We start from the raw sequence: 23,750 nt of genomic DNA, 5'->3' as shown, positions 1-23,750 counted from the left end.
CGCAGCTGTCGGTTCTCGCGCTCAAGCTCTTTGATGCGATCCCGCTCTGCCCTGGTCACGCCCTCACGCTGACCGGTATCCGTCTCATGCTGCTTGACCCAGATGCGCAGGCTATCCCTGCTGCATCCAACCTTCTGAGAAATCGACAAGATTGCCGCAGATCTGCTCGCATATTCGCTCTCGTGATCCAAAACCAGCCGCACCGCTCTGTTGCGCAGTTCTTCTGGATAACGTGTTCCGTTCTTCGTCTTTCCCATAACCCAGTATCCTTACTTCTGGGTCTCCGGCAAACAAGGGGCGGTTCAGGTCGAAACGGCTCGAATTAGACGAGAGATAGTAACTCGTATTGTGTATGATACACTCGGAAATCCAGAAATCGTTTGTTCAGAATATATCACTATTTCATGCCGCCAAGACCCAGATAATCGCGTAGAACCGGTGGAGGATTGTCCAGCAGGTCGCGGGTTGGGGTTGGGGTGGCGGCGGTTCCGTCGGCGACCAGGACTGTTTGGTTGGCGATGCGCAGGGCATCATCGGGGGTATGTGTGACCATCAGCAGGGTCATCTCGGATTGGGTGCAAATCTCGGCCACGAGGTCCAGCATCTCTAACCGCAATGCGGGGCCGAGGGCGGAGAAAGGTTCGTCCAGCAATAGCAGTGGGCGGTTGCGCAGCAGGGCGCGGGCGAGGGCTGCGCGGCTTTGCTGGCCGCCGGACAGGCTGGCGGGGCGGCGAGGGCCAAAGCCGGTCAGGCCGGTGCGGGCAAGGCTGTCCTCGACCGCTTGCCATTGGTTGGCAGTCAGTTTCAGCCCTGGATCCAGGGCCAGCCCAACATTTTGCGCGATGGTCAGGTGCGGAAAGAGGTTGCCGTCCTGAAACAGCATGGTGATCGGGCGCGCCGCTGGGGGGGTCTCGGTGATGTCAGTCTCTGCCGCCTTGATCCGGCCGGTGGAAAGCGGGACGAACCCGGCGACGGCATTCAGCAGGGTCGATTTGCCCGCGCCTGATGGTCCGATGATGGCCGCACGTGCGCCTTTTGGTAGGCTCCAGTCTGCGGAGAGGGTGAAGCCGTCCAGCCGGATTTCAGCGCGATCAAGTATCAGCACGGGTGCGGCCTCCGATATCGAACAGGGCAAAGAGCGACAGGCTGAGCAGCAGCAGGACAAGGGCGGCGCCGGCGGCATCCTCGGTCCGGTAGGCGCCCATCAGGTTGTACATGTAAAGCGGCAAGGTCTCGACCCCCGGCGGTGCGAACAGAGTGATGACGCCAAGGTCACCGGCGGACAGAGCGGCAGCCAGCCCGGCGGAAAAGCCAAGTGGTCGGCGCAGGCCGGGCCAGAGCACCAGTCGCCAGCGGTTCCAGCCGCTGACGCCAAGGCTATCGGCGAGGCGGCCATGGCTGGCCTTGATCCCGGCCAGTGCAGGCAGCATGGCGCGCAGGGCGAAGGGCAGGCTCATCACCGCGTTGATCAGTCCGGTCACCGGCAGCGCCATGGCAAAGGGGGAGACCAAGGGGTTGAGGACAACAAACAAAGCGGTGCCAATGACAAAAGGCGAGGCGGCCAGCATGATCAGGCCCACGGCCTCCGCCCCCCAGGCGGCGCGCTGGCCCAGCCGCAGGATCAGAGCGGCCAAGGCCAGCGCCATTGCTGCCGATAGCAGGGCAGAGGTGATGGCGATGGTGATGCTTAGCCCCAACGCCGACCAGATCCCCGCGGGCAGACCGTCCAGCAAAGCCGGTCCTCCGCAGATCGCCAGCATAGCAAGCGGCACGCCCAGAAACAGGATGACGCCAAGGATCAGCCCCGTATCAGCGGCCAACCGCCAGCCGCCGGGCCGGTCCCAGCGCTCAGGCGGGCGGAAGCGCGCGCCAAGATCAAGGGGGCGGGCGATGCGCAGGATGATCAGGGCGATGCTGCCGCAGATGGCGAATTGTACCAGGGCCAGACGGGCGGCGGCGGACGGGTCAAAGTCAAAGCGCAGCGCCTGATAGATCGACAATTCGATGGTCGAGGCGGAGGGCCCGCCACCCAGTGTCAGGACGATGGCAAAGCTGGTCATGCAAAGCAGAAACACCAGCACGAACGCGCCGGGCAGCACATTGCGCAGGATGGGCCATTCGATGAAGCGCAGAACCGCGCCGGGTCCCATTCCCAGTTGCGCGACCAGACGAAACTGTTCGGACGGGACGGATTGCCAGCCCTGGATCAGCAGGCGTGTGGCCAGCGGCAGGTTGAAAAACACATGCGCCAGCAGGATGCCTGGCAGGCCATAGATTGACAGCGGCGGCCCGCCCATTGCCTGCACGCCCTGACTGATCAGGCCCGCACGTCCCCAGATGGTCAGCAAAGCGGTGACGGTGACGATGGCAGGCAACAGGAACGGCGCGCCCAGAAGCGTGATCAGCAGAGTGCGCCCGGCAAAGCGGCGGCGCATCAGGGCGCGGGCCAAAGGGATTGCCAGGGCGCAGGATAGCAGAGCCGATAGCAGCGCCTGAAACAGAGTGAACCGGATTGCGGCCCACTCTGCCGAGCCCAGCCCCCGGCGCAACCCGCCATCGGGCGTCATCCCCAAAAGCACTAGCGCCGAGCCGAAGCTCAGCGCCAGTACCAGACCCAGGACCGCCCAGCCCGTGCCCTGGGCCATGCGGCTGCTTAACGGCTCAGGACCTGAAGCCATTCGTCAAGCGCCTCGCGTTTCAGTGCCGGGATATCCTCGGACGGCAGCAAAAGCGTGTTTTCCGGTGCCACCGGTGCACCGAAGCCTTCGGGCAGGGCGTCGGCAGGCATAGCGGCGGGGTACATCCAGTTGGTTTGGGGGATCGCGGACTGGAAGCCGTCTGTCAGCATGAAGCGCAGGAACTCCTGTGCAAGCTCAGGGTTTTTTGAGGTTTTGAGCATGCCCGCAACCTCAACCTGCAGGTAATGCCCTTCCTCAAATGTAGCGGCGGCTTTGGTGTCGTCCTCTTCTGCCAGCCGGTGGTAGGCGGGCGAGGTTGTATAGGACAGCACCATGTCTGCCTCGCCCTCAAGGAACATGCCATAGGCCTCGGACCAGCCTTTGGTGACGGTCACGATATGCGGGGCGAGGCCGGTCCAGATCTCGCCTGACCGATCACCATAGGCGGCCTTGACCCACATCAGCAGGCCCAGCCCGGGGGTCGAGGACCGGGGGTCCTGAATGACGATCTTCAGGTCATCGGGTGCGGCGGCCAGCGCTTCGAAGCTGGTTGGCACATCGGTCAGCTTTGTGGTGTCATAGACAAAGGCGAAATGGCCCCAGTCATAGGGCAGGAAGGTGTCATCCGACCAGTCGATGGGCAGGGTCAGGTTGTCGGGGGTCAGCTCATGCGGGGCGAATTGATCGGTTTGTTTCGCCTCGGCCAACAGGGATGTGTCGATGCCCAGAACGATATCGGCCTCGCTGCGGGCACCCTCAAGCCGCAGGCGGGACAACAGGGCGGCACCGTCCCCGGCACCGACGAATTGCAGATCGCAGTCGCAGGTTTCTTCGAACGCCTTTTCGATGACCGGGCCAGGACCCCATTCGGAAATGAAGCTGTCATAGGTATAGATCAGCAGCGTGCGGTCTTGTGCCTGCGCGGCCCCGGCCAGCAGAAGCGCGCCAAGGGCTATGGGGGTGAATTTCATTTTGCGTCTCCTGTCGCAAGGGCGGACAGGACTGCCAAGCCGAATGGATTTCGGGCTGACCTTCCCTCCGCCGGTGTTAACCGGTTCAGGTTCAACGGGTTCGCAAGGATTTGCATCTCAGCCAGCATATGCTGGCACCCCGAGGCTGGCGACAGGATAAGCGGTCTGCGGCGAAGTTCAAGCCAGTCTTTTCGTGAGGATCACGGCGGCGACCGACAGGGCCAGCGCGGGCAGCAAGGCCAGCAGTCCCATCGGCCAGAACGCCATGCGCAGCCCGCCCTGATGCACCAGTGCCGAGCCGACAAAGGCGGATAGAAACTGGGCCAAGAAGACTGACATGGTGAACATCCCGTTGGCCCGGCCTCGCATCGGCGCAGGCACACGGGACAACAGCCAGGTCGACAGGCTGGGCATCATTGCTCCCATTGAGATGCCAAGAACGGGAGCGATCAGGATGATGGCCACCAGGCTTTGCGCCTGTGATATGGCCACAAAGCTTAGCCCGATGCCAGTAAAGCTGAGGGCTGCGATGCTCATCGAATGCAGCCTTGCGCGGATGCGCCCGAAGCTGAGCGACAACAGGGCGGAACTGAGCATGATCAGCGCGATGATCATGCCTGCGGTCGAGGCTTTTTCGGCCCCAAGTTCCCGGATCAGAAAGGGCAGTTGGGTGGGCACCATGTAAAAGATCAGCATATTCAGGAAGGTCAGCGCGTAGATACCGGCGGCCAATCGGATGGGAAACCGGTCGCTTGCGCCCGGCTCTGCCGCGACTGTGCCGCTGCGATTGACCGGAGGCAGGGCGCGGATGACCAGCGGCAACAGTATCAGCGGCGCCAGATAGACAGCAAAAGGTGCGCGCCAGGACAGATCGGCCAGCAGCCCCCCAGCCATGATGAAAATCACGCCGCCAAAGCCCATGGCGGAGGCCTGAAAGCCCAACACTTTGGCGCGTTCCTGTCCGGCAAAGAAATGCGCAATCAGCGTGGTCGAGGCCGTCATGATCGCACCGACAGCCAGACCCAGCAGAACCCGGCCAACAAGTATCTGGCCAAGTCCTGACAGATAAAGCCCCGAGGTGCCCGCCAGAATATAAAGAACGATACCCGCCAGCAGCACCCTTCGCGGATCGCTCCGATCCACCAGTAAACCGCTGAGCGGGGCGGAAATAGCAATAGCTGCAGCCGGCGCTGTCAGGATCAGCGGGACCAAAGTTGCCGCGTCTGGTGTGTTGCGGAATTGATCCAAAAGATCTGGCAGTGAGGGCGAGATCGTCGCGCCAGCCATGATCGTCAGGGTTGCGCAGGCCAGAAGCAAGGGCAGCACGGCCCGGGAAACGGGGGCTGCGGTATCAGCATTTGTCATGGGACGTCCTAGACTGAGAAAGGGCACTTGGACCTTGCGGTAGGACTATGCCGGATTCGGTGTGAAAAGGATAGCGCCAGTGGCGGAATATCGCAGATCGCATAAAAAACAAGGCTAATGGAAGAAGTCAGATTGAATAACGCATACAGTAGCTTATGCTAAGCCAAGAAGTGGGGCGACGTGTAGAAGAAACGCGATGCGACACGCGCTACAAATCGGGACGATGAAAATGACAGCCACGCAAAGCCAGCCGCAACGATCTGACCAAACCCATAGTTGCGGGATAGGAGGCTGAGATATGAGAACCCTTTTCCCTTGTCTGCTGGCTTTGTCGATCTGCTTTGGCCACACCGCTGCCGCCCAGCAGGTGCGGCTTGATTCAATCAACGGCACGGCGTCGATCTCGGGCGAGCTGCTTGAGTATGATGGTGTGAACTTTAAGGTTCAGACGCCGGTGGGCGTGTTTTCGGTCAATGCGGCAACCGTGGTTTGCAGTGGGGCAGGCTGCCCCAATCTTGATGCGCTGCCTTCGGTCTTTGCTATTTCGGCACCGCCGGGACTGGCCGCGCTGTTGGTGCCTGATATCATCACCACCTATGGTGAGGATCAGGATGCGGATGTTTTTCAGGACCTTGCTGGCGACAATAGCAGTGCGTTTCGTATCGTCAGTTCCGACGGGCAGGAGCAGGCTGATATCACTCTGAACGCCCGCAGTTCCACCGAGGCTATTGCTGATCTGTTGTCAGGACAGTCGGCGATTGCTGTCTCTGACCGAGCGGTTACAGATCAGGAACAGGCGGCGTTTGAGCAAAGTGGTAAAGGCAGCTTTGGGGCGTCTAACGAACAAATGCTGGCGCTGGATGGTCTGGTCGTGGTTGTTGCGCCGGAAAACCCGGTGCGTACCATTGACCCGCAAAGCCTGGCCAAGGTTTTCTCGGGCGAGGTTGTGAACTGGAGCCAGTTGGGTGGCGCCAGCGCGCCGATCGAAATTCTTGTGCCGGGGCAGGGGTCTTCGGCGATGGATGCTTTGCAAACCAGCGTGCTGGCCCCGAATGGCAAAAGCCTCGGCGCGCAGTTGCAGGTGGTCGAGGACGGGTTCGTTTCGGACCTTGTTCTGAACAACCCCAATGCCATCGGCATCGGCACGTTTTCCACCCTACGTAATGCACGGGCGCTTTCGATTGCGGGGCTGTGCGGGCTGCCGATTGAGGCCAGCGTGTTTACGATCAAGTCTGGCGAATACCCGCTTGTTCAGCCGGTTCATCTATATTTCGCGCGTCAGTCCTTGCCACTGCATGCGCGCCAGATGTTGGACTATGCCAAGAACGATTTCGTGCAGAGCATTGTGCTGGATTCAGGGCTTGTGGATCGCTCGGTCTCGACGCGCTCGATTGACAGTCATGGTCAGCATCTGATTTCTGCGATCACGGATGTGCGCGACACGGATACGCTGGTGGCTGTGCAACGCCTGTTTGGCAACCTGTCAGAGGCTGAGCGTCTGTCCACAATGTTCTGGTTCCCGCCCAGTGATACGCGGCCCAGTGATACGCTGTCAGAGCAGGCGCAGGCATTAGCGGCCTATTTCAATACGATTGATATGACCAACAAGGAAATTCAGGTGCTGGGGTTCAGCGACCGGTTGGAGGATACAACCGAAAGCGCCGATCTGTCGCGCCAGCGGGCCGAGACGGTCCGGGATCTGTTGGTTCAGGCCGGAGGCAATGCGCCCTGGCTGGGCAATGTCCGCACGTTTGGTTACGCCTCGATTGCGCCGCTGGGATGCAATGACGATGAAAGCGGGCGCGCGTTGAACCGGCGGGTCGAGGTCTGGCTTCGCAACGCAAGATAAACCGCTAACCTATCCTTCTGCATAGGAAATTTCTGGCTCGGCTTAGGGTTTTGTTAACCCAGAATGCCTAGCGTCTGAGGTGAGTAGTAATCAGTTTGCAGAGTTCTTGAATGCGGTGTGCGTGTCAGTCTTTTTCGACGGATTATCCCGGTCTTGGGATGATTTCCCCCTCCAACGACGTCAGCGTATCAAGATAAGGGAGAGCCCGGCCAGGTCGGTCAGGTTACCCCTCCAGACCTGATCCGCCGGCCGGGCTTCCGCCATTTTCCTCAAACAAGATAGACGGGCAACTTGTGTTGCCGCAGTCGTGGTTCTGTGCCGCAACGCAGGACGCATCTTCCTATCTGGCTGGCTGCGGCCAATACACGCTCGGCCAAATGCGCGCTTTGCAGATCAGCCCTGTCCGACCATGGCGCTGAGACGCCCCGAAATAGCTTTTCTTTTTCAGCCGTTTGCGCCATAAGCCCCCGGTGATCTGCGGTGGCTTGTCTGCCGGGGTCATGTGTATCCGTGACGACCCGGCTGGACGACATCCCGGCTGTGGCCCATCGGATGGCGCTAACCCTATACGAACCAAGGAGAAAACGATGTCGATTACGCCAGAGAACAAGGCAAAGCTGATCAAGGAATACGCCACCAAGGACGGCGACACCGGATCCCCGGACGTCCAGATCGCGATTCTGACCAGCCGCATTACAACCCTGACCGAGCATTTCAAAACCCACGCGAAGGACAATCATTCGCGCCGTGGTCTGCTGAAACTGGTCGCCCAGCGGCGCAAGCTGCTCGATTACGTCAAGCGCAAGGATGAACCGCGCTATCAGACGCTGATCGAAAAACTCGGCATTCGCCGCTAAGCCTGATCGGGCGCGCCAACATGGCGCGCCTTGTCATTTCTGGGGCCGCGCGGTCCGCCCTTACGAAACCCGCGCATGTCCGCGTAGATGAGACGCCCCCGACCCCGGGCTGATCATCGGGATAAGATGAAACCGGGGGTCCGGGCCGCAAACGGCCCATCAACACGGCAGACACCAAGGGGTGCTGCCGGAGAGGAAACGAGAATGTTCAAAGAAATCAAAAAATCCATCGAGTGGGGCCATGATACGCTGACACTCGAAACGGGTAAGATTGCGCGTCAGGCAGATGCCGCCGTGATCGCCACCTATGGCGAAACATCGGTGATGGCGGCTGTTGTGTATGAAAAACAGCCGAAGGAAGGCTTCGACTTCTTCCCGCTGACTGTGCATTATCAGGAAAAATATTACGCCGCCGGGAAAATCCCAGGCGGTTTTTTCAAGCGTGAAGCCCGTCCGACCGAAAAGGAAACGCTGACATCGCGCCTGATCGACCGTCCGATCCGCCCGCTGTTTGTCCAAGGGTTCAAGAACGAAACCCAGGTTATCTGTACAGTGTTGAGCCACGATCTGGAAAATGACCCGGATATCGTTGCGATGATCGCCGCCTCGGCTGCGCTGACCCTGTCGGGTGCGCCGTTCCTGGGGCCAATCGGCTGTGCCCGTGTTGGGTTTGTCGATGGGGATTACATCCTGAACCCTGCAGTTGAGGACATGGACAAGCTGCGCGATAACCCCGAGCAGCGTCTGGATCTGGTTGTGGCCGGGACCAAAGACGCAGTGATGATGGTTGAGTCCGAGGCTTATGAACTGTCCGAAGCCGAGATGCTGGGCGCGGTCAAGTTTGGCCATGACCAGATGCAGCCTGTGATCGACATGATCGTCGATATGGCCGGTGAAGCGGCGAAAGAGCCGTTCGATTTCACACCGCCGGATTACTCGGCCCTTTATACCAAGATTAAGGGTCTGGGCGAAGCTGCGATGCGTAAGGCTTTCGGTCTGACCGACAAGCAGGAGCGGCAGGCCGCCGTTGGCGCTGCGCGTGATGCGATCAAGGAACAGCTGAGCGAAGACGAGCTTGCGGACAAGAACCTCGGTTCGGCCATGAAAAAGCTGGAAAGCGAAGTGGTGCGCGGCGATATCCTGGTTTCCGGCCAGCGGATCGACGGACGCGATTTGTCCACCGTCCGCCCGATCGTGTCCGAGGTTGGCCTGCTGCCCCGCACGCATGGCTCTGCTCTGTTCACCCGTGGTGAAACGCAGGGTCTGGTTGTGACCACGTTGGGCACCGGAGATGATGAGCAGATCATTGACGCGTTGCATGGCGAAAGCCGCTCCAACTTCCTGCTGCACTATAACTTCCCGCCGTATTCGGTGGGTGAGGCTGGCCGGATGATGGGCCCGGGCCGTCGTGAGATTGGTCACGGCAAACTGGCCTGGCGCGCGTTGCAGGCGGTGTTGCCTGCGGCAACCGACTTCCCCTACACCATTCGCGTGGTGTCTGAGATCACTGAATCCAACGGCTCGTCCTCCATGGCGTCAGTCTGTGGCGGCTCGCTGTCGATGATGGATGCAGGTGTGCCGCTGAAAGCACCGGTGGCTGGTGTGGCCATGGGTCTGATCCTGGAAGGGCAGGATTTTGCGGTTCTGACCGATATCCTGGGTGATGAGGATCATCTGGGCGACATGGACTTCAAAGTGGCGGGAACCGAAAACGGTATCACGTCGCTGCAGATGGACATCAAAGTTGCAGGGATTACACCGGCGATCATGGAACAGGCGCTGGCACAGGCCAAGGATGGCCGGTTGCATATCCTGACCGAGATGGGCAAGGCCCTGTCCGAAGGCCGGACCGAATTCTCGGCCCATGCCCCACGGATTGAGACCATGACCGTGCCAACCGACAAGATCCGTGAAGTGATCGGATCAGGCGGTAAGGTGATCCGGGAGATCGTTGAAACCTCGGGTGCCAAGGTCGATATCAACGACGATGGTGTGATCAAGATCGCCAGCCCTAACGGCGAAGCGATCCAGAAAGCCTATGACATGATCCATTCGATCGTGGCCGAGCCTGAAGTGGGCGAAGTCTACACCGGCAAGGTCGTCAAGATCATGGATTTCGGTGCTTTCGTGAACTTCTTCGGCAAGCGTGACGGTCTGGTCCATGTCAGCCAGATGGCAGCCGAGCGGGTGAGCCACCCCAAGGACATCGTCCAGGAAGGTCAGGAAGTGAAAGTCAAACTGATGGGCTTTGACGACCGCGGCAAGGTCCGCCTGTCGATGAAAGTCGTTAATCAGGAAACCGGTGAAGTAATCTCCGGCGACGACGAGTAAGATCCCCTAACACGATCTGCGCCCCGGTTTGGGGCGCAGGTCTGAAGTCACAACGCGGATATTGTCGCGCTATATTCCCAAACGCTCACATACATTGATTGCTGTTCGATCCTCGACCGGATCGGCAAGGATGTCGCGTAGTTTCTGATCAGTCACTGCTTTTGCTTTCATCCGCTCGGTGTCGATACAGCCGCGTGCGTGGCGGCGTTCCAGATCCTGGTGGGAGCGGGTGAAATAGTGGTTCAGCTGCAGACGCGAGGCGGAATAGAAATCCGGTCCGCGTTCGCCGCGATCGGCGATCTGGCCGATATCATTGGCGGTTTTCCAGCCGTTTGATTTGGTTGTGGCGGCATGGATGCCGATGATATCAACCTCACACGGGTCAAGGATCAGCTTGAAATTGGTCAGGCCCTTATTGTCTGAAACCGGCTGCCGTGCGCGCTGGGTATAGCCGCGCAAGACGCCTTCGGACGGCGGGGTTTGATGGCCGGACGGGCCGAACATGTGCCAGGGTAGCGATATGTTCGGAAAGCCGTCTGCGGCCTCAAGCGCTTGTTCGATGGTGTCGTCCTGCACCGGCAGGATGAATTCGTCGATATCCAGCGGGGACATCCAGCGATAGCGCCCGCCGAAATTCATGATGGCATGGGCATAAGCCAGGACTTGCCGGTTCAGCAGCCGGTCACGGCGGCGATAGTCGGTGTATTCGCCGCACCAGGGGATCAGGGTCAGATCCTCGGCGGGCAGGCAGTCGCGGAAGGCGTCCGGGGTCCCGTCGGTGGAGCCGTCATCATAGATATGGAAATGCCGCACGCCGACGGTTTTGTGAAAGCGCACCCATTCTTCGACATACGATGCCTCATCCTTGACGATCAGGATCAGCGCCAAACCCCGCCGATCCGCCCGCGATTGCGGTGTCTGGATGCGCAGGCGGCGCAGGGTGTTATCTTTGAACAGACGCTTCAGCATGTGTAATCCCCTGTGCGGCCCGGTTTGCCAATTGTTCGGCGGTGCGGGGGTGTGGCGCTTCGAGGTTGCCTTCGATCAGAAAGTTCGTGCGGATATAGCGCAGAAACCGGTCGCGCAGTGTTGCGTCGCAGGACCAGTCGGGGGCTGCGGCAACGGCGTTGTTCAGTGCGGTCTGATTCGGGCAGAGCAGCACCAGATCCTCAATGCCGTAGATCGCGTCACCAAGGACGATCACGGGCTTGTCCAGCACCAATGCCTCTATCCCGACGGTTGAATTGATGGTTACGACGGCCTGCGACTTGCGGATCAGGTCAGGGGTCGCCTGTGCGTTGTGAAAGCTGACGCGGGGATGCGGCGTGATATGGGACTGGATCGAGCGGCGGAATGAAGGGTGCTCTTTGATCACGAAATGCACATCCGGGTTGGCCTCGGCCGCGGCGCAAAGTGCAGTATGAAAGGCCGTCATGTCAGGGATCCAGGGCGATAGCCGGGTGATCTGCATGTCGCTGGGTACCTGGAATGGGGCGAAGATGAAGCGTTCGGGCAAAGCGCATTGCGGCGTTTGGCTGACCTTGCTGGTGCGCTGTCCTAGGGTTTCGGGCAGGATTGCCGTCGCGGGGGGTGTCCAGTTCAGGTAAAATTCTTTTTCACGAGGCAATGAACTGAGCGCATTGATGCCTTTGGGGTTGGCTTGCAGCGTGTCTGGGAAGAACCCCTGTTCCAGGAACAGCGTTTTGCGACCCATCCTGCGGCACCGTTCAGCGACGGCCGTTTCGGGGTGGATACTGCCATTCCAGATCAGAACGATCAGATCGGGATGATCTGCCAGCGCTGCGCTGATGGCGGCACCGCTTAGTGTCGCAGACAGTGATTTGGCCCGGGCATAAAGCGGCAGCAACAGCGGTACATATCGCAGCCAGGGCAAACGGATGCGTTTGCGCAGAATATTGCCGGCGGTCAGGGGAAAGTCCGGGTTTTTGGCAGGGGATATGACGGCAGATATGCAGCGGCCAAGCGCGCCAAACAGACCATGCTGCCGCCGCAGTGCCTGAAATCCGTGCGCTCGCCCGGCTTGTGCGACTTTGCAATCGGCACCGAGCGCATTTGCCAGACAGGCAAACCGGTCATGTTCAAAACGGAGGAATTGCATTGGGCACCCTAGTCTTCTGGTTGTTTTAGGCTTTGGACCTCTGGACTTCAAGATAAAGCTGAGGCAGACCCGGGCAGCAGCGGAAAACGGGGAGCGTAATGCGCATCGGATTTGACTATGGCGGCACCAAGATTGCCGGTATTGCGCTGGACGATGCAGGCCGTGAGCTGGCCCGTGGCCGGGTGCAGACACCGCGGTTTGACTATACCGGCGGGCTAGAGGCTCTGCACGGGCTGATGCAGCGGCTGGAGCAGGAAGCGGGCCAGCCCTGTACCTCGGTCGGGATTGGTGTGCCGGGATCGGTGGATCGGGATACCGGCTATGTGACGCTTGGCAACTCGGTCTGGCTGCATGGGCATGATTTGCGCGGTGATCTGGGTAAGCGTCTGGAGCGGCCGGTTAAGATCGCCAATGACGCAAACTGTTTTGCCCTGTCAGAGGCGGTGGACGGAGCCGGGGCCGGTGCGCGCGTCGTGTTCGGTGTGATCCTTGGCACGGGGGTTGGTGGCGGCATCGTGGTGGATGGAAAGCCGATTGAAGGGATCAACGCCATCGGCGGTGAGTGGGGCCATATCCCCTTGCCATCGCCGACTTTCGAAGAGCGCCCGGGCCCGCTCTGCAGTTGCGGCGTGCCGGGCCATACCGAAAGCTGGCTGTCCGGTCCGTCCTTCGCCGCTGACTATGCCCGCAGCGCTGGTATCAAGCCCAAGGACGGCCTGCCTGCGCCCGAGATTGTGGCGATGGCAATGGGCGGAGATACGCGCGCCGAAGACTGCCTGAAACGTTATGAGGACCGGCTGGGCCGGTCGCTGGCCACGGTGATCAACATTCTGGACCCGGATGTCATTGTGCTGGGCGGCGGTATGTCGAATGTCGCGCGGCTGTATGAGACGTTACCCAAGACCACGCGCCCGCATGTGTTTGGTGACCGGTTCCGCACCCGGATTTTGCCGAACAAGTTTGGTGACAGTTCCGGCGTTCGCGGGGCTGCCTGGTTGTAGCTTAGTAGGCTGTGTCCGGCCCTGCTTATCAGTCAGGGCCGGCACGGGTTTCATACCTTTGCCGCGCAATCAATGCGCCATGAAAATCGGGCAGGGCGGGCGTTCTATGATGGAGGATGTCGTGCCGCCAAAGATGCGTTGCCGCAGCCGGGAATGGCTGTAGCCGCCAATCACCAGCATCTCAGCCCCTGTATCACTGACCGAGCGGCGCAGGATATCCTCGACGCTTTGGCCTTGCGACGGCAGGCGCGTGATCTCTGCCGAAATACCGTGATGGCCAAGATGGGCTGCGATGTCAGCCCCCGGCTCTTCGCCGTGACCGGTAAAGCTGGGCTCGGGATCGACCAGAACGGCGGTGACTTCCTGCGCGGATTTCAGGATGTCGATGGCTCCGCGCACGGCGCGCCCTGATTGCGGCGTGGCGTTCCAGCCGATCACCACCCGTTTGGGGGCTGGATTTGGGGTCTGTTCTTTGCTGCACATCAGGATCGGGCTGCCGGATTCGAACAGGGCACCGCCGATGACCGCCTCGCGCAGCCGTTTGTCGGTGTCTTCGCCTGACAGGATGAAGGTCAGATCATTGTACCGCGCCGCACGCCCCACCACGTCCGAGAAATTGGCGGCCTGAGCAACGGTTCCAAACACGGAGCCTTTCACGTTGTCTTGCGCCAGCATCTTTTCAATGGCGTCTGTCCGGTCCTTAACGGCCGTGCGTGCCTCATCTGATTGCCGCGCCCAGATATCGGTGTTGACCATGTCATAGGCGGACACCATCGGCACCGGCATTTCATCGGCGACCAGTATGTTCAGATACGCGTTGGCTGCACGGGCCAGATCGACTGCCTTGTTCAGGGTAATCTGGTCCTCGTCTGGCCGTATCACGCTTAGTATGGATTTGAGACTCATGGCTTGTTCTCCTGAAAGCCTGACTTTGTACCAGTCTGCCCCAAAACTTCCGCATGCGAATTGCGCTGGGTCAATGCTAACCCTGTTTGGTGGTGAAAAACTGCAGACATCAGTGACAATCGCCTTCAGGAGAGGACCAAATGACCGATATTGCCAAGCGAAAAGCGCAGCTGGAACAACGGCTGGCCGATCTGGATAACCGCTTGCACGAGATCGAAGATACCCTGGACCAACCCGTGCCAAAGGACTTTGAGGACCGCGCGTCAGAGCGGGAGGAAGACGAGGTGCTGGAAACCATGGGGCAATCCGGTCTGGAAGAAGTTGCCATGATCCGTGCAGCGCTCGTCCGTATGGCTGAGGGGACCTATGGCGATTGTGTCAGATGCGGCGAGAACATTTCTGAAGCGCGCCTTGATCTGCTGCCGCAGACGCCGTTTTGTCGCACCTGTGCGAGGTGATGCAGGGTTACCTGTAGCCCTTCTGAACAAAACGCTTAAGTGACACCGCCTGACGTCGACGTCGGGCAGCACCCGGTTAATCATTCCCCCCTTCGGACAAGCGCAGGTCGTTTGCCCGAAAAACCGGGTGCTGCCCATTTCTGATTAGAGGCTGTTGACGTTCAGGGTTCCCAAATCAGCTGACTTCTGCTTCAAGGTTGCAAACAGAGGAGAGCAGCCTTGACCCGAAGAGTTTTGACCGATGCGCAATGGGCCATCATTGAACCGTATTGCCTTGGAAAGTCGTCAGATCCGGGACAAACCGGGCGTGATCCCCGTCTGTTTGTGGAAGCTGTTCTGTGGATCGTCCGCACCGGGGCGCAGTGGCGTGAGCTTCCAGGCGAATTTGGCAAATGGAACAGCGTGTTCAAGCGGTTCCGCAGGTGGGTCAAAGCGGATGCTTTTCACTGCATGTTCAAAGCAATAGCTTCAGACACAGACTTGGAATACGCGATGATTGACGGCACGATCGTGAAGGTCCACCGCTCGGGTCAGGGCGCAAAAGGGGGACTCTTTGCCAGGCCATCGGGCGCTCTCGTGGCGGCATAACGACAAAGATACTGGCTCTGACAGACGCACTCGGCACCCTCGTTGATTTCTGCCTGGTGCCCGGACAGGTCCACGATCTGCGCGAGACTGAAACGTTGGTCCGTGATCTATCTGCCGAGCATTTATTGGCGGACAGGGCTTTTGATGCAGATTGGTTGCGAAATGATCTTCTGGAACGCGACATCACCCCAGTCATACCGCCGAAATCCAATCGGAAATTCCCCGCGACGCTCGACAAAGAAACCTACAAATGGCGGCACCTAAAGCGTTTCGGGATAAACCTGAGACAAAGGATTATCCCGAAACGCGGTGATAAGCCTATATGGCGTACGCGTTTCGATTTTATGTGATGTCTCAAGGTAAACTCGAAACGCTTTAATTGAAAACCACTTCGGCAAGTTGAAGGAAAACAGAGGGATAGCGATGCGTTCATGCAAGACAGACCAGAGCTTCAAAGCCTTCATCTCGATTGCAGCGGCAATCATTCAAACACGGTGAACGTCAACAAACCCTAGATTTTAGAGGAAAATGAAATTGGCGCTGAACCGCTCTTCGGTTTCAAACGACATGTAAGTATAGCATCGGCTCTGATGAGCTAATAAGTGGAGTGAGACATGAAAAAGATATACGCAATTGCTGCAGCGGCGCTGCTTGCCGCACCTGTTCAGGCTGCGGACTGGAACGGGTTCTACATGGGGACACAGATCGGATATGGGTCTGCAGACGTAGTGGGCATTCCGGCGAACTTTGACGGATCGGTTAGCGGCGTGCATGTTGGGTATAACCGCGACTTCGGTAAGATGGTCGTCGGCGGTGAGCTTGACTACAACTTCGGTGCGATTAACGTTGCCCCTGGCGTCGGTTTTGACCAGTTGGCGCATTTTAAGGTGAAAGCCGGTTACGACGGCGGGCGTTGGCTGGCCTATGGTACGGCTGGTGCGGCCTATACGAACCTGGCTGTTGGTGCAAATGGCTTGGACGGGTTTGGCTATGTGGTTGGTGCTGGGGTAGATTACCAGGTGACGGATCACCTGACCATCGGTGGCGAATACAATTTCAACAGTTTCGATTCACTGGGTGGAGAGCCTGCCGCCAGTTCGGATATTCACACCTTCCAGGCACGGATGTCTTTCCATTTCTGATCGGTATTAGACTTAATCGAAGGGGCGGCTTTTGCAAGGCTGCCCCTTTTCTTTTCAGGAACCTTTAAGCAATAGCGCGTCAACTTGCTCGCCATCTATTCCGCCAAGGCTGCTGAAATCACCTGACAGCATTTTTTGCCCGACTTCGATCAGCACTTTGTGGGTGGTGCGTGCCAAGGCGGCCCCGACTGAAATCCGCGCGACACCGGCAGCGGCCATCGTGTCTCGGCTAACATGGGCCATTGCCCCGACCGCCAGCACATTGACCGGTATCTTGACGGAAGCACAGATCCGCCGGACGGCCTCCAGGTCCGGCAGGACAGGGACATAGACGCAATCCGCCCCGGCGGTTTCGAAGGCCTGAATGCGGGCGGTCGCCTCGGCTTCGTCATAGGCGCCATGCATCACGCCATCGGCGCGGGCGACCAGCAGATGCACGGATTTCTCAGTATAGCGATCATCCGCCATCATATCCTTTGAATCGGACCAGTTGTTCACCACCTCGTGGTCGTCCCATTGGAAAAAGGTCGGAACGGTTGCGTTCATGTTCTGAACATGCCGATCCATCATGTTGTATTTCCATTGGTCGCGGTATTCCTGCAGCGTCTCGGCCATTTTGCGTTTGGCGTCGATCAGTGTGGTGTTTTTCCAGATGACTGCGCCGTCTTTTTCCACCTCGTCCTGCATCGGGCCGTCAGCGTAGATCGTGTCGCCGGAATGGATAAAGAAATCAGGCTTGTGCCGGGCCATGGTGGCATAGGTTGCCATGCCATCGTCATCAATGCCCCAACCCTGACCTGCGGTGTCGCCCGACCAGGCGAAGCGGACGGATCGGCGCGAGGTTGGCGCGGTGCGGAAATGACCTGTGACCGGTTCGGAGGTCACGTTGATCTCGGACAGATCAGCAGCGGTGAATCGGTAGAAGATGTCCTGATCCGAGGGCAGGCCGGAAACCAGTCGTTTGATGGCAAAGTCGCTTTCAGGCAGGGCGTTCATAGCGGTCAGCCGGACCGGATCGGCGAAGCTTTCTTTGGTGGACACCTCCATCATCACGCGGGCCGGGCGGTCGGTGCGGGTCCAGATCATGCCCGATTGCGTGTCGACATCACCGGATTGGACGCCGTGGGTGAAAACCGGGCGGGATTGGGCACGGCTGATGCCTGGCATAGCGAGCGAGGTGGCAAACGCGGCAGAACCGGCCAGCACCGCGCGGCGGCTGGGGCGATATAGCTTGGTCATCATAGTTTCCTTGCGACTGGGGAGCGGCCCCGCAAAGGAGGCCTGAAAGGCATATCGCGCCGCAACGTTGATGGTCCGGTGATCTTTGCTTGAAGGTTTTTTATAGTTTTTTTGGCGGGCTGGATTGCCGGTCCGCTTTGCGTCATATATCTTCGGCACCCTCGTCCGACAGACACCAGAGGTAGATGATGTCGCGTTTCGCAGCCCCCATCGCCGAGACCATCTGGGACATGAAGTATCGCTTCAAGTCACCCGATGGCGCAGCCATAGATGCAAGCGTCGAGGACAGCTGGCGGCGGGTGGCGCGTGCGTTGGCGGCCGCAGAGGAAGCTCCCAAGATATGGGAAGACCGCTTCTACACGGCCTTGGAAGATTTTCGCTTTTTGCCCGCAGGCCGCATTCTGGCCGGTGCGGGCACCGAACGTGCGGTGACCCTTTTTAACTGCTTTGTTATGGGCACCATCCCCGACGATATGGGCGGCATTTTCGACACGCTGAAAGAGGCGGCCCTGACCATGCAGCAGGGCGGCGGCATCGGCTATGATTTTTCCACCATCCGGCCCAAGGGCGCATCGGTGAAGGGTGTGGGGGCGGATGCATCGGGTCCTTTGAGTTTCATGGATGTCTGGGATGCGATGTGCCGCACCATCATGTCGGCGGGCGCGCGGCGCGGCGCGATGATGGCCACCATGCGCTGCGATCACCCGGATATCGAGGATTTCATCACAGCCAAGCAGGACCCGGCCCGCCTGCGCATGTTCAACCTGTCGGTGCTGGTCACCGACTCGTTTATGGAGGCGGTCAAGGCTGACGCCCCTTGGGATCTGGTCTTTGACGGAAAGGTCTATCGCACGGTGGAGGCGCGCGACCTCTGGAACAGGATCATGCGGGCGACCTATGATTATGCCGAACCGGGTGTGATCTTCATCGACCGCATTAACCAGAAGAACAACCTGCACTACGCCGAGACCATCAGCGCGACCAATCCATGTGGCGAGCAACCCCTGCCGCCCTATGGTGCCTGTCTGCTGGGGTCCATCAACCTTGCACGGTTGGTTCGCAATGCGTTCGCGGAAGACGCTGCGCTGGATGAAGGACAACTGGAAAAGCTGGTCGCGACGGCGGTCCGGATGATGGACAATGTCGTCGATGTGTCCCGTTTTCCCTTACCACAGCAACAGGCCGAGGCAGTGGCGAAGCGGCGGATCGGGCTGGGGGTCACGGGGCTGGCGGATGCGTTGCTGATGGTCGGGGTGCGCTATGGCTCTGAAGAGGCGGCGGAACTGACCGAGCATTGGTTGCGGCAGATCGCGCGGGCGGCTTATCTGACCTCGGCTGATCTGGCAGCGGAGAAGGGGGCGTTTCCGCTGTTTGATCGGGACGCGTTTTTGGCCTCCGAAACCATGCAGGCGATGGATGAGGATGTGCGCGCGGCGGTCGCAGAACATGGCATCCGTAACGCGCTGGTCACCTCTATCGCGCCGACCGGGACGATCAGCCTTTATGCGGGCAATGTGTCTTCGGGCATCGAACCGGTCTTTGCCTATGCCTATACCCGCAAGGTGCTACAAAAAGACGGTACGCGGACCGAGGAAGAGGTGGTCGATTACGCCGTGCAGGGCTGGCGCGACAAGCACGGCGATGCGGAACTGCCCGACTATTTCGTCAACGCCCAGACCCTTGCCCCGCTGGACCATGTACGCATGCAGGCCGCTGCACAAAAATGGGTGGATAGCAGCATTTCCAAAACCATCAACTGCCCCGCCGATATCAGCTTTGAAGATTTCCAGCAGGTCTATATGGCCGCCTGGGATCAGGGCTGCAAAGGTTGCACGACCTACCGGCCCAATGACGTGACCGGCTCTGTCCTGAGTGTCTCTGAGGCCGCGGAAACCGAAGCCCCGGTCCAGGATGGCGAGGTAATTTATATCGCCGAGAAACTCGACCGGCCGGAAACGCTGGAAGGCAACACCTACAAGATCAAATGGCCCGAAAGCGAGCACGCGATCTATATCACCATCAACGACGTGGTTATCGCCGGCACCCGCCGCCCGTTCGAGATGTTTATCAATTCCAAGAATATGGAACATTTCGCCTGGACCGTGGCGCTGACCCGCATGATCTCAGCCGTCTTTCGGCGCGGCGGCGACGTGTCCTTTGTGGTTGAGGAACTGAAAGCGGTATTCGACCCGCGCGGCGGTGCCTGGATGGATGGCAAATACATCCCGTCGATCCTTGCGGCCATCGGCGGTGTTATAGAGCGCCACATGATCGAAACCGGTTTTCTGGAAGGCGAAGGCATGGGCCTGAAATCCGACCCCCAGATCGAAGTCCTGCGCGTCGGCGAACGCCCTCGCGGCAAAGCCTGCCCCAACTGCGGCCAATATGCGCTGCAAATGGTCGAGGGGTGTATGACTTGCCTTGAATGCGGATATTCCAAGTGTAGTTAACAGGTGGATTGTGGAGTGTGAATGAAAAACGTCACTCGACATGGCCATTTGGGTCACGAAATGGCCTCTGCTTCAAACCTCATTGGTTGCGATGAAGGAATAAAGTATCTTTAATTCAATGGACTAGTCTTTGCGAAGCAGATCTTCGATCTCGGAGACAAGCGCAGTCATTGAGGTCTCGAGTCCTTCGCTGAGCCCATTTATCGTATCAAGCGTCGGTTGGTGCTTTTGCGTCTCTAGAAGAGAGATGTAACGCATCGAAACACCAGCCCTGTGTGCAAGTTCCTCTTGAGTTAGCCCAAGCTCGGTCCGGCGCCGGCGCACCACAAATGCAAATGAACTGAGTAACTTATCCGATCGCTCTTCCATGCAATTGGCTTCTCGGGTCTTTACGGGTTTGTATATGAAGTATACTATGAATCGTGGGAATTGTTTGCCTAACTGTCTTCTCTGCTGGAGCTCCGTCGAGGGCCCGTCTGAGGCGGCTTTAGGAACAAAAAACAGCGGAATTTGGTAAACATATAAGCCAGTACTCAGCGCAAGTTTCTGAGGGGAAAGTCAATGACTCAAAGCGATTTCGAGACAAGGTTTGCCCCAGTATTTGCGCTGAAAGTTGCTGCTGGGTCCATTTCGCCCGATTCGAAGCCGCTGAAACCACAAGAGAGGCAGCGAAACTGGAACGTTTTGATGGAGGCATTGCCATCAGTATTGTCAAAGTGCTCCGGGATGGATTTGGACCCAGAGAATGCTGACTACCCGAACCCGTTAAGACTTTGGGACTTCCTAAACGGGCGCGAGATACTGCTCAGTTCCAACAAACGAGGTGGCTATGATCTTAGCGTCAAAACAGAAAATGGAGTATGGACCGAAACTCAGCTGCCGCTGGATCTGATCTTATTGAAGTTGCTTGCTCTTGATTACGCACCGGAAGAATTCCGGGCTTTCCAAGCTTAGTATCAACTGCTGATCCAATGACGATCTGGTATACCGCCGACACGCATTTTGGTCATGAGAACGTCATGAAATTTTGTGATCGTCCCTTTTCCTCTGTGGAGGAAATGGATGCTGTCTTGATCGCAAACATGTGCGATAGAGTTTGCGAGGATGACGACCTGTGGATCGTAGGCGACTTTGCTTTCGGCGTTAGGTCAAAGGATGTTGGCTACCTTAAGGCGATATTTGATCAACTGCCTGGCGCTCGAAAGCACTTGATTGTCGGGAACCATGATCGTGAGCTGACATTAAACCTGCCTTGGGACACGGTATCGCCGCTTGTTGAACTGCGTGACGGCCCGCTCAAGCAATCGAACACACTTTGCCACTACCCCCTGATCACATGGAACCATGCGAGGCGCGGCGCTCTTCAGATGTTTGGTCATGTACACAATAATTGGCTTGGCTCAAGAAACTCCGTGAACCTTGGGGGCGATGTTTGGGATTTTGCACCGGTTCAATTCGATGATGTGGCCGCTCGGGCTAAAGACTTGCCCAAGAACCTGCACTGGCATGACGTTGAACCAAAATGATGGCGGATTGCGGACCTTCGCCGTGCCGGCAAACTGCCCTACACGCGTTGGTGAAAGCTGACATTGGCGATCTGAACAAATTCACATACACAGGCTTAGAGACACATCTAAACCGATCTGTGGGTTACCAATCCAATTTTGGATCAGAAGGCACATACCACAGGTCTCGAATTTCAGTGTCACTACTATTGGGGGTCGGAGTAGCATCACGTACCCTGAACGTCGTCGGTATGCTAACAGCGTTGCCAAAGATGAGGGCGTGTTGGAAGGCTATACAAAAGTTCGTGAACTGAACTTCACCTGACAGACGCCGCCAGAAAAACGGCCAACTGTCAGATCACATCTGAACCACTACACATCATCAGGGTTCACCTTTGCCCATAGGTTCTCGATCATGATAGCATCCATTTGTCCCGCGCTGCGAAAGGGGCGATTGCAGAATCCAATGACATTCTCATGCCCGAAATGGGTATCGGCAGTATACCAGTTGGTCATGTGTGTTCTCCGTCGTGCGTTGGTTACACGGGCGGCGACGGATGGATGCGGAGATGATGATCATCATAGGCGAACAGCGCGAAGCCGCCCGCTATAAATTCGGGCGCTAAGTGGGGGTGTTATGTTTGCGCAATTTCATCATGCGGGTCTCTTAGCGGGTTTTTTTGTGTTAGGCTATCCATGATAAAAACCGCGGTTATGGATCCAACTCGCCGTTCTGTTTGACATGAAGTCACCAACCGCGATCAAGCGCTAGGTGCCCTGAAGCACTCGCTATCTGCCTGATGGAACGCAGCGGATTGATATCAATCAACGTCTCTTAACATATCAAGAATTCCACGGCGAAGGTTGTCTCTCGCGTCAATCACAGTTCGAAGCGCCCGTTCGAATTTTTGCTCATCTCCACTGTGGAACGCTTCTTTGATGACTCGAAACTGCGCGTTCATGTCGCCTGCAAATGCATATTCTTTTTCAAAGTCTGCGATGTGATTTTCCTTCCGGTTGATTCGCAGTCTGCACCTTAGCGATGTGCCCACTTTGCGGTAAGATATTTCTACACGACCGAAGCCTGCCACGGCCACAGGACTCAAGTAGAAGGCGGTTAAAGCGTTTCGGGATAAACCTGAGACAAAGGATTACCCCGAAACGCAGTGATAAGCCTATATGGTGTACGCGTTTCGATTTTATGTGATGTCTCAAGGTAAACTCGAAACGCTTTAACATAACACCCGTTCAGCGACGTTCACGGTTTGTTACGACACATGGTTTCTGCCAGGGGTTGTCTGCGCGTACTCGCAAAATGATGAGCACGCGCAGACGGGTTGGAACAGAATTGGCCGGGCATGTGGCCCGACGTGATGGGCTCCGACGGGTCCGCCGCCATCCCCATCACCGCACTTGATCCGCCCCGCAGAGCGGCGTCTCCTGCGGTCCCCGCGCTTCATGGGTCCGGGTCCCCAAATCGACATGGCCCAATAAGGCCGTCAGGATGCGAAGGCCTCCGTTTCAGTGATCTTTTCGAATGCAGGCATGAACTCTTCATGATGCAGAGACAGATATCGCGCGACCCGATCACTGCTCATCAGCTTTGATATGTATCCGCGTGCCAGAACGAGATCGAGATGGTCCGCACCGTAACTGTCTTCGACGAGCCGAACCTCTCGTTCCAGGTTGGCGGACTCGCGTTCCATTAATTCAAGCTGTTCACGCGAAATCCCTTTGATCTTCTTCGGCGTGGCAGCGGATACCAACATGTTTTCCGCTGTCGCTGCCAAAAGAGACCGGGCGTAATTGATCGTAAATTTATTCATGGCGACCATAAGCTGCGCCGCTTCGATCTGGCGCATGGGTTTCATCTTCTTGAGAATTTGAAAGCTGGTCAGGGCAACTTGTTTGTCTTTCAAGAGCTCAGCAGCCTCGTCGCAGATACCGTCGAGCAGGCGGCGCTTCTCCTTGATCGTCTTGATGTTCACATTCAGGGCACTGGCTAGGCGCTCCTCGGGGACGCCCAAGGACAGGGCCCGCAAGATCATCTTATGCTCCTGAATGGTCGCAAGACGGTTGATCCGCTTGTTGTACGTGAAGGCTTCATCGTCGGTCGAAATCAAGCATTGCGTCTCAACATACCCATGATCTTTCAGCACCTCGAGGCGTAGATGGTGACCTGCCCCCCGAAACTTCCCTCGTTCTGATGTAGAGTTTGCTCAACCTTTTGAAGGAGCAAACGAATGCGAAAGAGCCGTTTCACGGAAGTCCAAATCATTGGGATGATCAAA

General features: G+C 57.9%; 22 protein-coding genes and 1 riboswitch. Of the genes, 10 read left to right on the top strand and 12 right to left on the bottom strand.

Annotated features, from left to right (window positions below; all coding sequences use genetic code 11):
* The 5 genes from ACW9UQ_RS15180 to ACW9UQ_RS15160 all read right to left on the bottom strand — a co-directional run.
* The coding region (locus ACW9UQ_RS15180; RefSeq protein ID WP_458931870.1) for a transposase at positions 1-257 on the bottom strand (257 nt) is incomplete at its 3' end.
* Positions 258-397: 140 nt separating this feature from the next.
* Positions 398-1,105 carry a thiamine ABC transporter ATP-binding protein gene (locus ACW9UQ_RS15175; protein ID WP_458931869.1) on the bottom strand — a complete coding sequence of 236 codons (708 nt, stop codon included), beginning with the start codon at positions 1,103-1,105 and terminating at the stop codon, positions 398-400.
* Complete coding sequence (locus ACW9UQ_RS15170) at positions 1,092-2,678, bottom strand: thiamine/thiamine pyrophosphate ABC transporter permease ThiP (RefSeq protein ID WP_458931868.1); 1,587 nt, start codon at positions 2,676-2,678, stop codon at positions 1,092-1,094. The genes ACW9UQ_RS15175 and ACW9UQ_RS15170 overlap by 14 nt, the downstream gene beginning before the upstream one ends.
* Positions 2,654-3,649, bottom strand: a complete 996-nt coding sequence (thiB, locus tag ACW9UQ_RS15165; RefSeq protein WP_458931867.1) for a thiamine ABC transporter substrate binding subunit — start codon at positions 3,647-3,649, stop codon at positions 2,654-2,656. Before thiB ends, ACW9UQ_RS15170 begins: the two co-directional genes overlap by 25 nt.
* Positions 3,650-3,694: 45 nt before the next feature.
* A riboswitch (TPP riboswitch) is annotated at positions 3,695-3,801 on the bottom strand.
* Positions 3,802-3,826: 25 nt separating this feature from the next.
* Positions 3,827-5,014 (bottom strand): MFS transporter, encoded by a 1,188-nt coding sequence (locus ACW9UQ_RS15160; RefSeq protein WP_458931866.1) that lies wholly within the window; start codon positions 5,012-5,014, stop codon positions 3,827-3,829.
* A gap of 298 nt (positions 5,015-5,312) precedes the next feature.
* Here ACW9UQ_RS15160 and ACW9UQ_RS15155 point away from each other — a divergent pair, with 298 nt between their 5' ends.
* From ACW9UQ_RS15155 to pnp, 3 genes are all read left to right on the top strand, one after another.
* Positions 5,313-6,863, top strand: coding sequence for a substrate-binding domain-containing protein (locus ACW9UQ_RS15155; protein WP_458931865.1), 1,551 nt, complete (start codon positions 5,313-5,315; stop codon positions 6,861-6,863).
* A gap of 587 nt (positions 6,864-7,450) precedes the next feature.
* Entirely contained in the window at positions 7,451-7,720 is a 270-nt protein-coding gene (rpsO, locus tag ACW9UQ_RS15150; protein WP_458931864.1) for a 30S ribosomal protein S15, read from the top strand.
* A 204-nt stretch (positions 7,721-7,924) separates the two neighbouring features.
* Positions 7,925-10,051, top strand: a complete 2,127-nt coding sequence (gene pnp, locus ACW9UQ_RS15145; RefSeq protein ID WP_458931863.1) for a polyribonucleotide nucleotidyltransferase — start codon at positions 7,925-7,927, stop codon at positions 10,049-10,051.
* Positions 10,052-10,120: 69 nt separating this feature from the next.
* On the opposite strand, the gene ACW9UQ_RS15140 is transcribed toward pnp, so the two are convergent.
* Both ACW9UQ_RS15140 and ACW9UQ_RS15135 read right to left on the bottom strand, forming a co-directional pair.
* Positions 10,121-11,020 (bottom strand): glycosyltransferase family 92 protein, encoded by a 900-nt coding sequence (locus ACW9UQ_RS15140; RefSeq protein WP_458931862.1) that lies wholly within the window; start codon positions 11,018-11,020, stop codon positions 10,121-10,123.
* Positions 10,995-12,170 carry a capsular polysaccharide export protein, LipB/KpsS family gene (locus ACW9UQ_RS15135; RefSeq protein ID WP_458931861.1) on the bottom strand — a complete coding sequence of 392 codons (1,176 nt, stop codon included), beginning with the start codon at positions 12,168-12,170 and terminating at the stop codon, positions 10,995-10,997. Before ACW9UQ_RS15135 ends, ACW9UQ_RS15140 begins: the two co-directional genes overlap by 26 nt.
* 98 nt (positions 12,171-12,268) lie before the next feature.
* Here ACW9UQ_RS15135 and ACW9UQ_RS15130 point away from each other — a divergent pair, with 98 nt between their 5' ends.
* Entirely contained in the window at positions 12,269-13,171 is a 903-nt protein-coding gene (locus ACW9UQ_RS15130) for an ROK family protein (protein ID WP_458931860.1), read from the top strand.
* 69 nt (positions 13,172-13,240) lie between these two features.
* On the opposite strand, the gene ACW9UQ_RS15125 is transcribed toward ACW9UQ_RS15130, so the two are convergent.
* Entirely contained in the window at positions 13,241-14,077 is an 837-nt protein-coding gene (locus ACW9UQ_RS15125; RefSeq protein ID WP_458931859.1) for a universal stress protein, read from the bottom strand.
* 140 nt (positions 14,078-14,217) lie between these two features.
* Between ACW9UQ_RS15125 and ACW9UQ_RS15120 the strand changes: the two genes are divergently transcribed.
* The 3 genes from ACW9UQ_RS15120 (at position 14,218) to ACW9UQ_RS15110 (ending at position 16,265) form a co-directional block, all read left to right on the top strand.
* The gene (locus ACW9UQ_RS15120) at positions 14,218-14,535 is read left to right on the top strand and encodes a TraR/DksA family transcriptional regulator (protein ID WP_458931858.1); all 318 of its coding nucleotides are present in this window, start codon (positions 14,218-14,220) and stop codon (positions 14,533-14,535) included.
* Between the two features lie 219 nt (positions 14,536-14,754).
* A protein-coding gene (locus ACW9UQ_RS15115) for an IS5 family transposase (protein WP_458931857.1) occupies positions 14,755-15,473 on the top strand; the annotation gives its coding sequence in 2 pieces (ribosomal slippage) (positions 14,755-15,088 and positions 15,088-15,473; 720 coding nt in all).
* Between the two features lie 264 nt (positions 15,474-15,737).
* The gene (locus tag ACW9UQ_RS15110; RefSeq protein ID WP_458931856.1) at positions 15,738-16,265 is read left to right on the top strand and encodes an outer membrane protein; all 528 of its coding nucleotides are present in this window, start codon (positions 15,738-15,740) and stop codon (positions 16,263-16,265) included.
* 54 nt (positions 16,266-16,319) lie between these two features.
* Here ACW9UQ_RS15110 and ACW9UQ_RS15105 read toward each other — a convergent pair whose 3' ends face one another.
* The gene (locus ACW9UQ_RS15105; RefSeq protein WP_458931855.1) at positions 16,320-17,504 is read right to left on the bottom strand and encodes an alkaline phosphatase D family protein; all 1,185 of its coding nucleotides are present in this window, start codon (positions 17,502-17,504) and stop codon (positions 16,320-16,322) included.
* Between the two features lie 188 nt (positions 17,505-17,692).
* Here ACW9UQ_RS15105 and ACW9UQ_RS15100 point away from each other — a divergent pair, with 188 nt between their 5' ends.
* A complete protein-coding gene (locus ACW9UQ_RS15100) occupies positions 17,693-19,954 on the top strand; it encodes an adenosylcobalamin-dependent ribonucleoside-diphosphate reductase (RefSeq protein ID WP_458931854.1) in 2,262 nt (753 codons plus the stop codon).
* 123 nt (positions 19,955-20,077) lie between these two features.
* Here ACW9UQ_RS15100 and ACW9UQ_RS15095 read toward each other — a convergent pair whose 3' ends face one another.
* Complete coding sequence (locus tag ACW9UQ_RS15095; protein ID WP_458931853.1) at positions 20,078-20,323, bottom strand: helix-turn-helix domain-containing protein; 246 nt, start codon at positions 20,321-20,323, stop codon at positions 20,078-20,080.
* Positions 20,324-20,515: 192 nt separating this feature from the next.
* Between ACW9UQ_RS15095 and ACW9UQ_RS15090 the strand changes: the two genes are divergently transcribed.
* Together ACW9UQ_RS15090 and ACW9UQ_RS15085 are read left to right on the top strand one after the other, a co-directional pair.
* Positions 20,516-20,908, top strand: coding sequence for a hypothetical protein (locus ACW9UQ_RS15090; protein WP_458931852.1), 393 nt, complete (start codon positions 20,516-20,518; stop codon positions 20,906-20,908).
* A gap of 17 nt (positions 20,909-20,925) precedes the next feature.
* A complete protein-coding gene (locus tag ACW9UQ_RS15085; protein ID WP_458931851.1) occupies positions 20,926-21,480 on the top strand; it encodes a metallophosphoesterase in 555 nt (184 codons plus the stop codon).
* Positions 21,481-21,831: 351 nt separating this feature from the next.
* Here ACW9UQ_RS15085 and ACW9UQ_RS15080 read toward each other — a convergent pair whose 3' ends face one another.
* Together ACW9UQ_RS15080 and ACW9UQ_RS15075 are read right to left on the bottom strand one after the other, a co-directional pair.
* Positions 21,832-21,975 carry a hypothetical protein gene (locus ACW9UQ_RS15080; RefSeq protein WP_458931850.1) on the bottom strand — a complete coding sequence of 48 codons (144 nt, stop codon included), beginning with the start codon at positions 21,973-21,975 and terminating at the stop codon, positions 21,832-21,834.
* Positions 21,976-22,958: 983 nt separating this feature from the next.
* Positions 22,959-23,582 (bottom strand): plasmid partitioning protein RepB C-terminal domain-containing protein, encoded by a 624-nt coding sequence (locus ACW9UQ_RS15075; protein ID WP_458931849.1) that lies wholly within the window; start codon positions 23,580-23,582, stop codon positions 22,959-22,961.
* Between the last annotated feature and the right edge of the window lie 168 nt (positions 23,583-23,750).

The organism is Halovulum sp. GXIMD14793 (assembly GCF_054457435.1).
The sequence above is the reverse complement of the archived record's forward strand: the minus strand, read 5'-3'. Positions and strand labels throughout refer to the sequence as shown.

Coding starts and splice junctions, on each gene's coding strand:
- ACW9UQ_RS15170 (WP_458931868.1), bottom strand. CDS start 2,678: ATGGCTTCAGGTCCTGAGCCGTTAAGCAGCCGCATGGCCCAGGGCACG.
- thiB (WP_458931867.1), bottom strand. CDS start 3,649: ATGAAATTCACCCCCATAGCCCTTGGCGCGCTTCTGCTGGCCGGGGCC.
- ACW9UQ_RS15160 (WP_458931866.1), bottom strand. CDS start 5,014: ATGACAAATGCTGATACCGCAGCCCCCGTTTCCCGGGCCGTGCTGCCC.
- ACW9UQ_RS15155 (WP_458931865.1), top strand. CDS start 5,313: ATGAGAACCCTTTTCCCTTGTCTGCTGGCTTTGTCGATCTGCTTTGGC.
- rpsO (WP_458931864.1), top strand. CDS start 7,451: ATGTCGATTACGCCAGAGAACAAGGCAAAGCTGATCAAGGAATACGCC.
- pnp (WP_458931863.1), top strand. CDS start 7,925: ATGTTCAAAGAAATCAAAAAATCCATCGAGTGGGGCCATGATACGCTG.
- ACW9UQ_RS15140 (WP_458931862.1), bottom strand. CDS start 11,020: ATGCTGAAGCGTCTGTTCAAAGATAACACCCTGCGCCGCCTGCGCATC.
- ACW9UQ_RS15135 (WP_458931861.1), bottom strand. CDS start 12,170: ATGCAATTCCTCCGTTTTGAACATGACCGGTTTGCCTGTCTGGCAAAT.
- ACW9UQ_RS15130 (WP_458931860.1), top strand. CDS start 12,269: ATGCGCATCGGATTTGACTATGGCGGCACCAAGATTGCCGGTATTGCG.
- ACW9UQ_RS15125 (WP_458931859.1), bottom strand. CDS start 14,077: ATGAGTCTCAAATCCATACTAAGCGTGATACGGCCAGACGAGGACCAG.
- ACW9UQ_RS15120 (WP_458931858.1), top strand. CDS start 14,218: ATGACCGATATTGCCAAGCGAAAAGCGCAGCTGGAACAACGGCTGGCC.
- ACW9UQ_RS15110 (WP_458931856.1), top strand. CDS start 15,738: ATGAAAAAGATATACGCAATTGCTGCAGCGGCGCTGCTTGCCGCACCT.
- ACW9UQ_RS15105 (WP_458931855.1), bottom strand. CDS start 17,504: ATGACCAAGCTATATCGCCCCAGCCGCCGCGCGGTGCTGGCCGGTTCT.
- ACW9UQ_RS15100 (WP_458931854.1), top strand. CDS start 17,693: ATGTCGCGTTTCGCAGCCCCCATCGCCGAGACCATCTGGGACATGAAG.
- ACW9UQ_RS15095 (WP_458931853.1), bottom strand. CDS start 20,323: ATGGAAGAGCGATCGGATAAGTTACTCAGTTCATTTGCATTTGTGGTG.
- ACW9UQ_RS15090 (WP_458931852.1), top strand. CDS start 20,516: ATGACTCAAAGCGATTTCGAGACAAGGTTTGCCCCAGTATTTGCGCTG.
- ACW9UQ_RS15085 (WP_458931851.1), top strand. CDS start 20,926: ATGACGATCTGGTATACCGCCGACACGCATTTTGGTCATGAGAACGTC.
- ACW9UQ_RS15080 (WP_458931850.1), bottom strand. CDS start 21,975: ATGACCAACTGGTATACTGCCGATACCCATTTCGGGCATGAGAATGTC.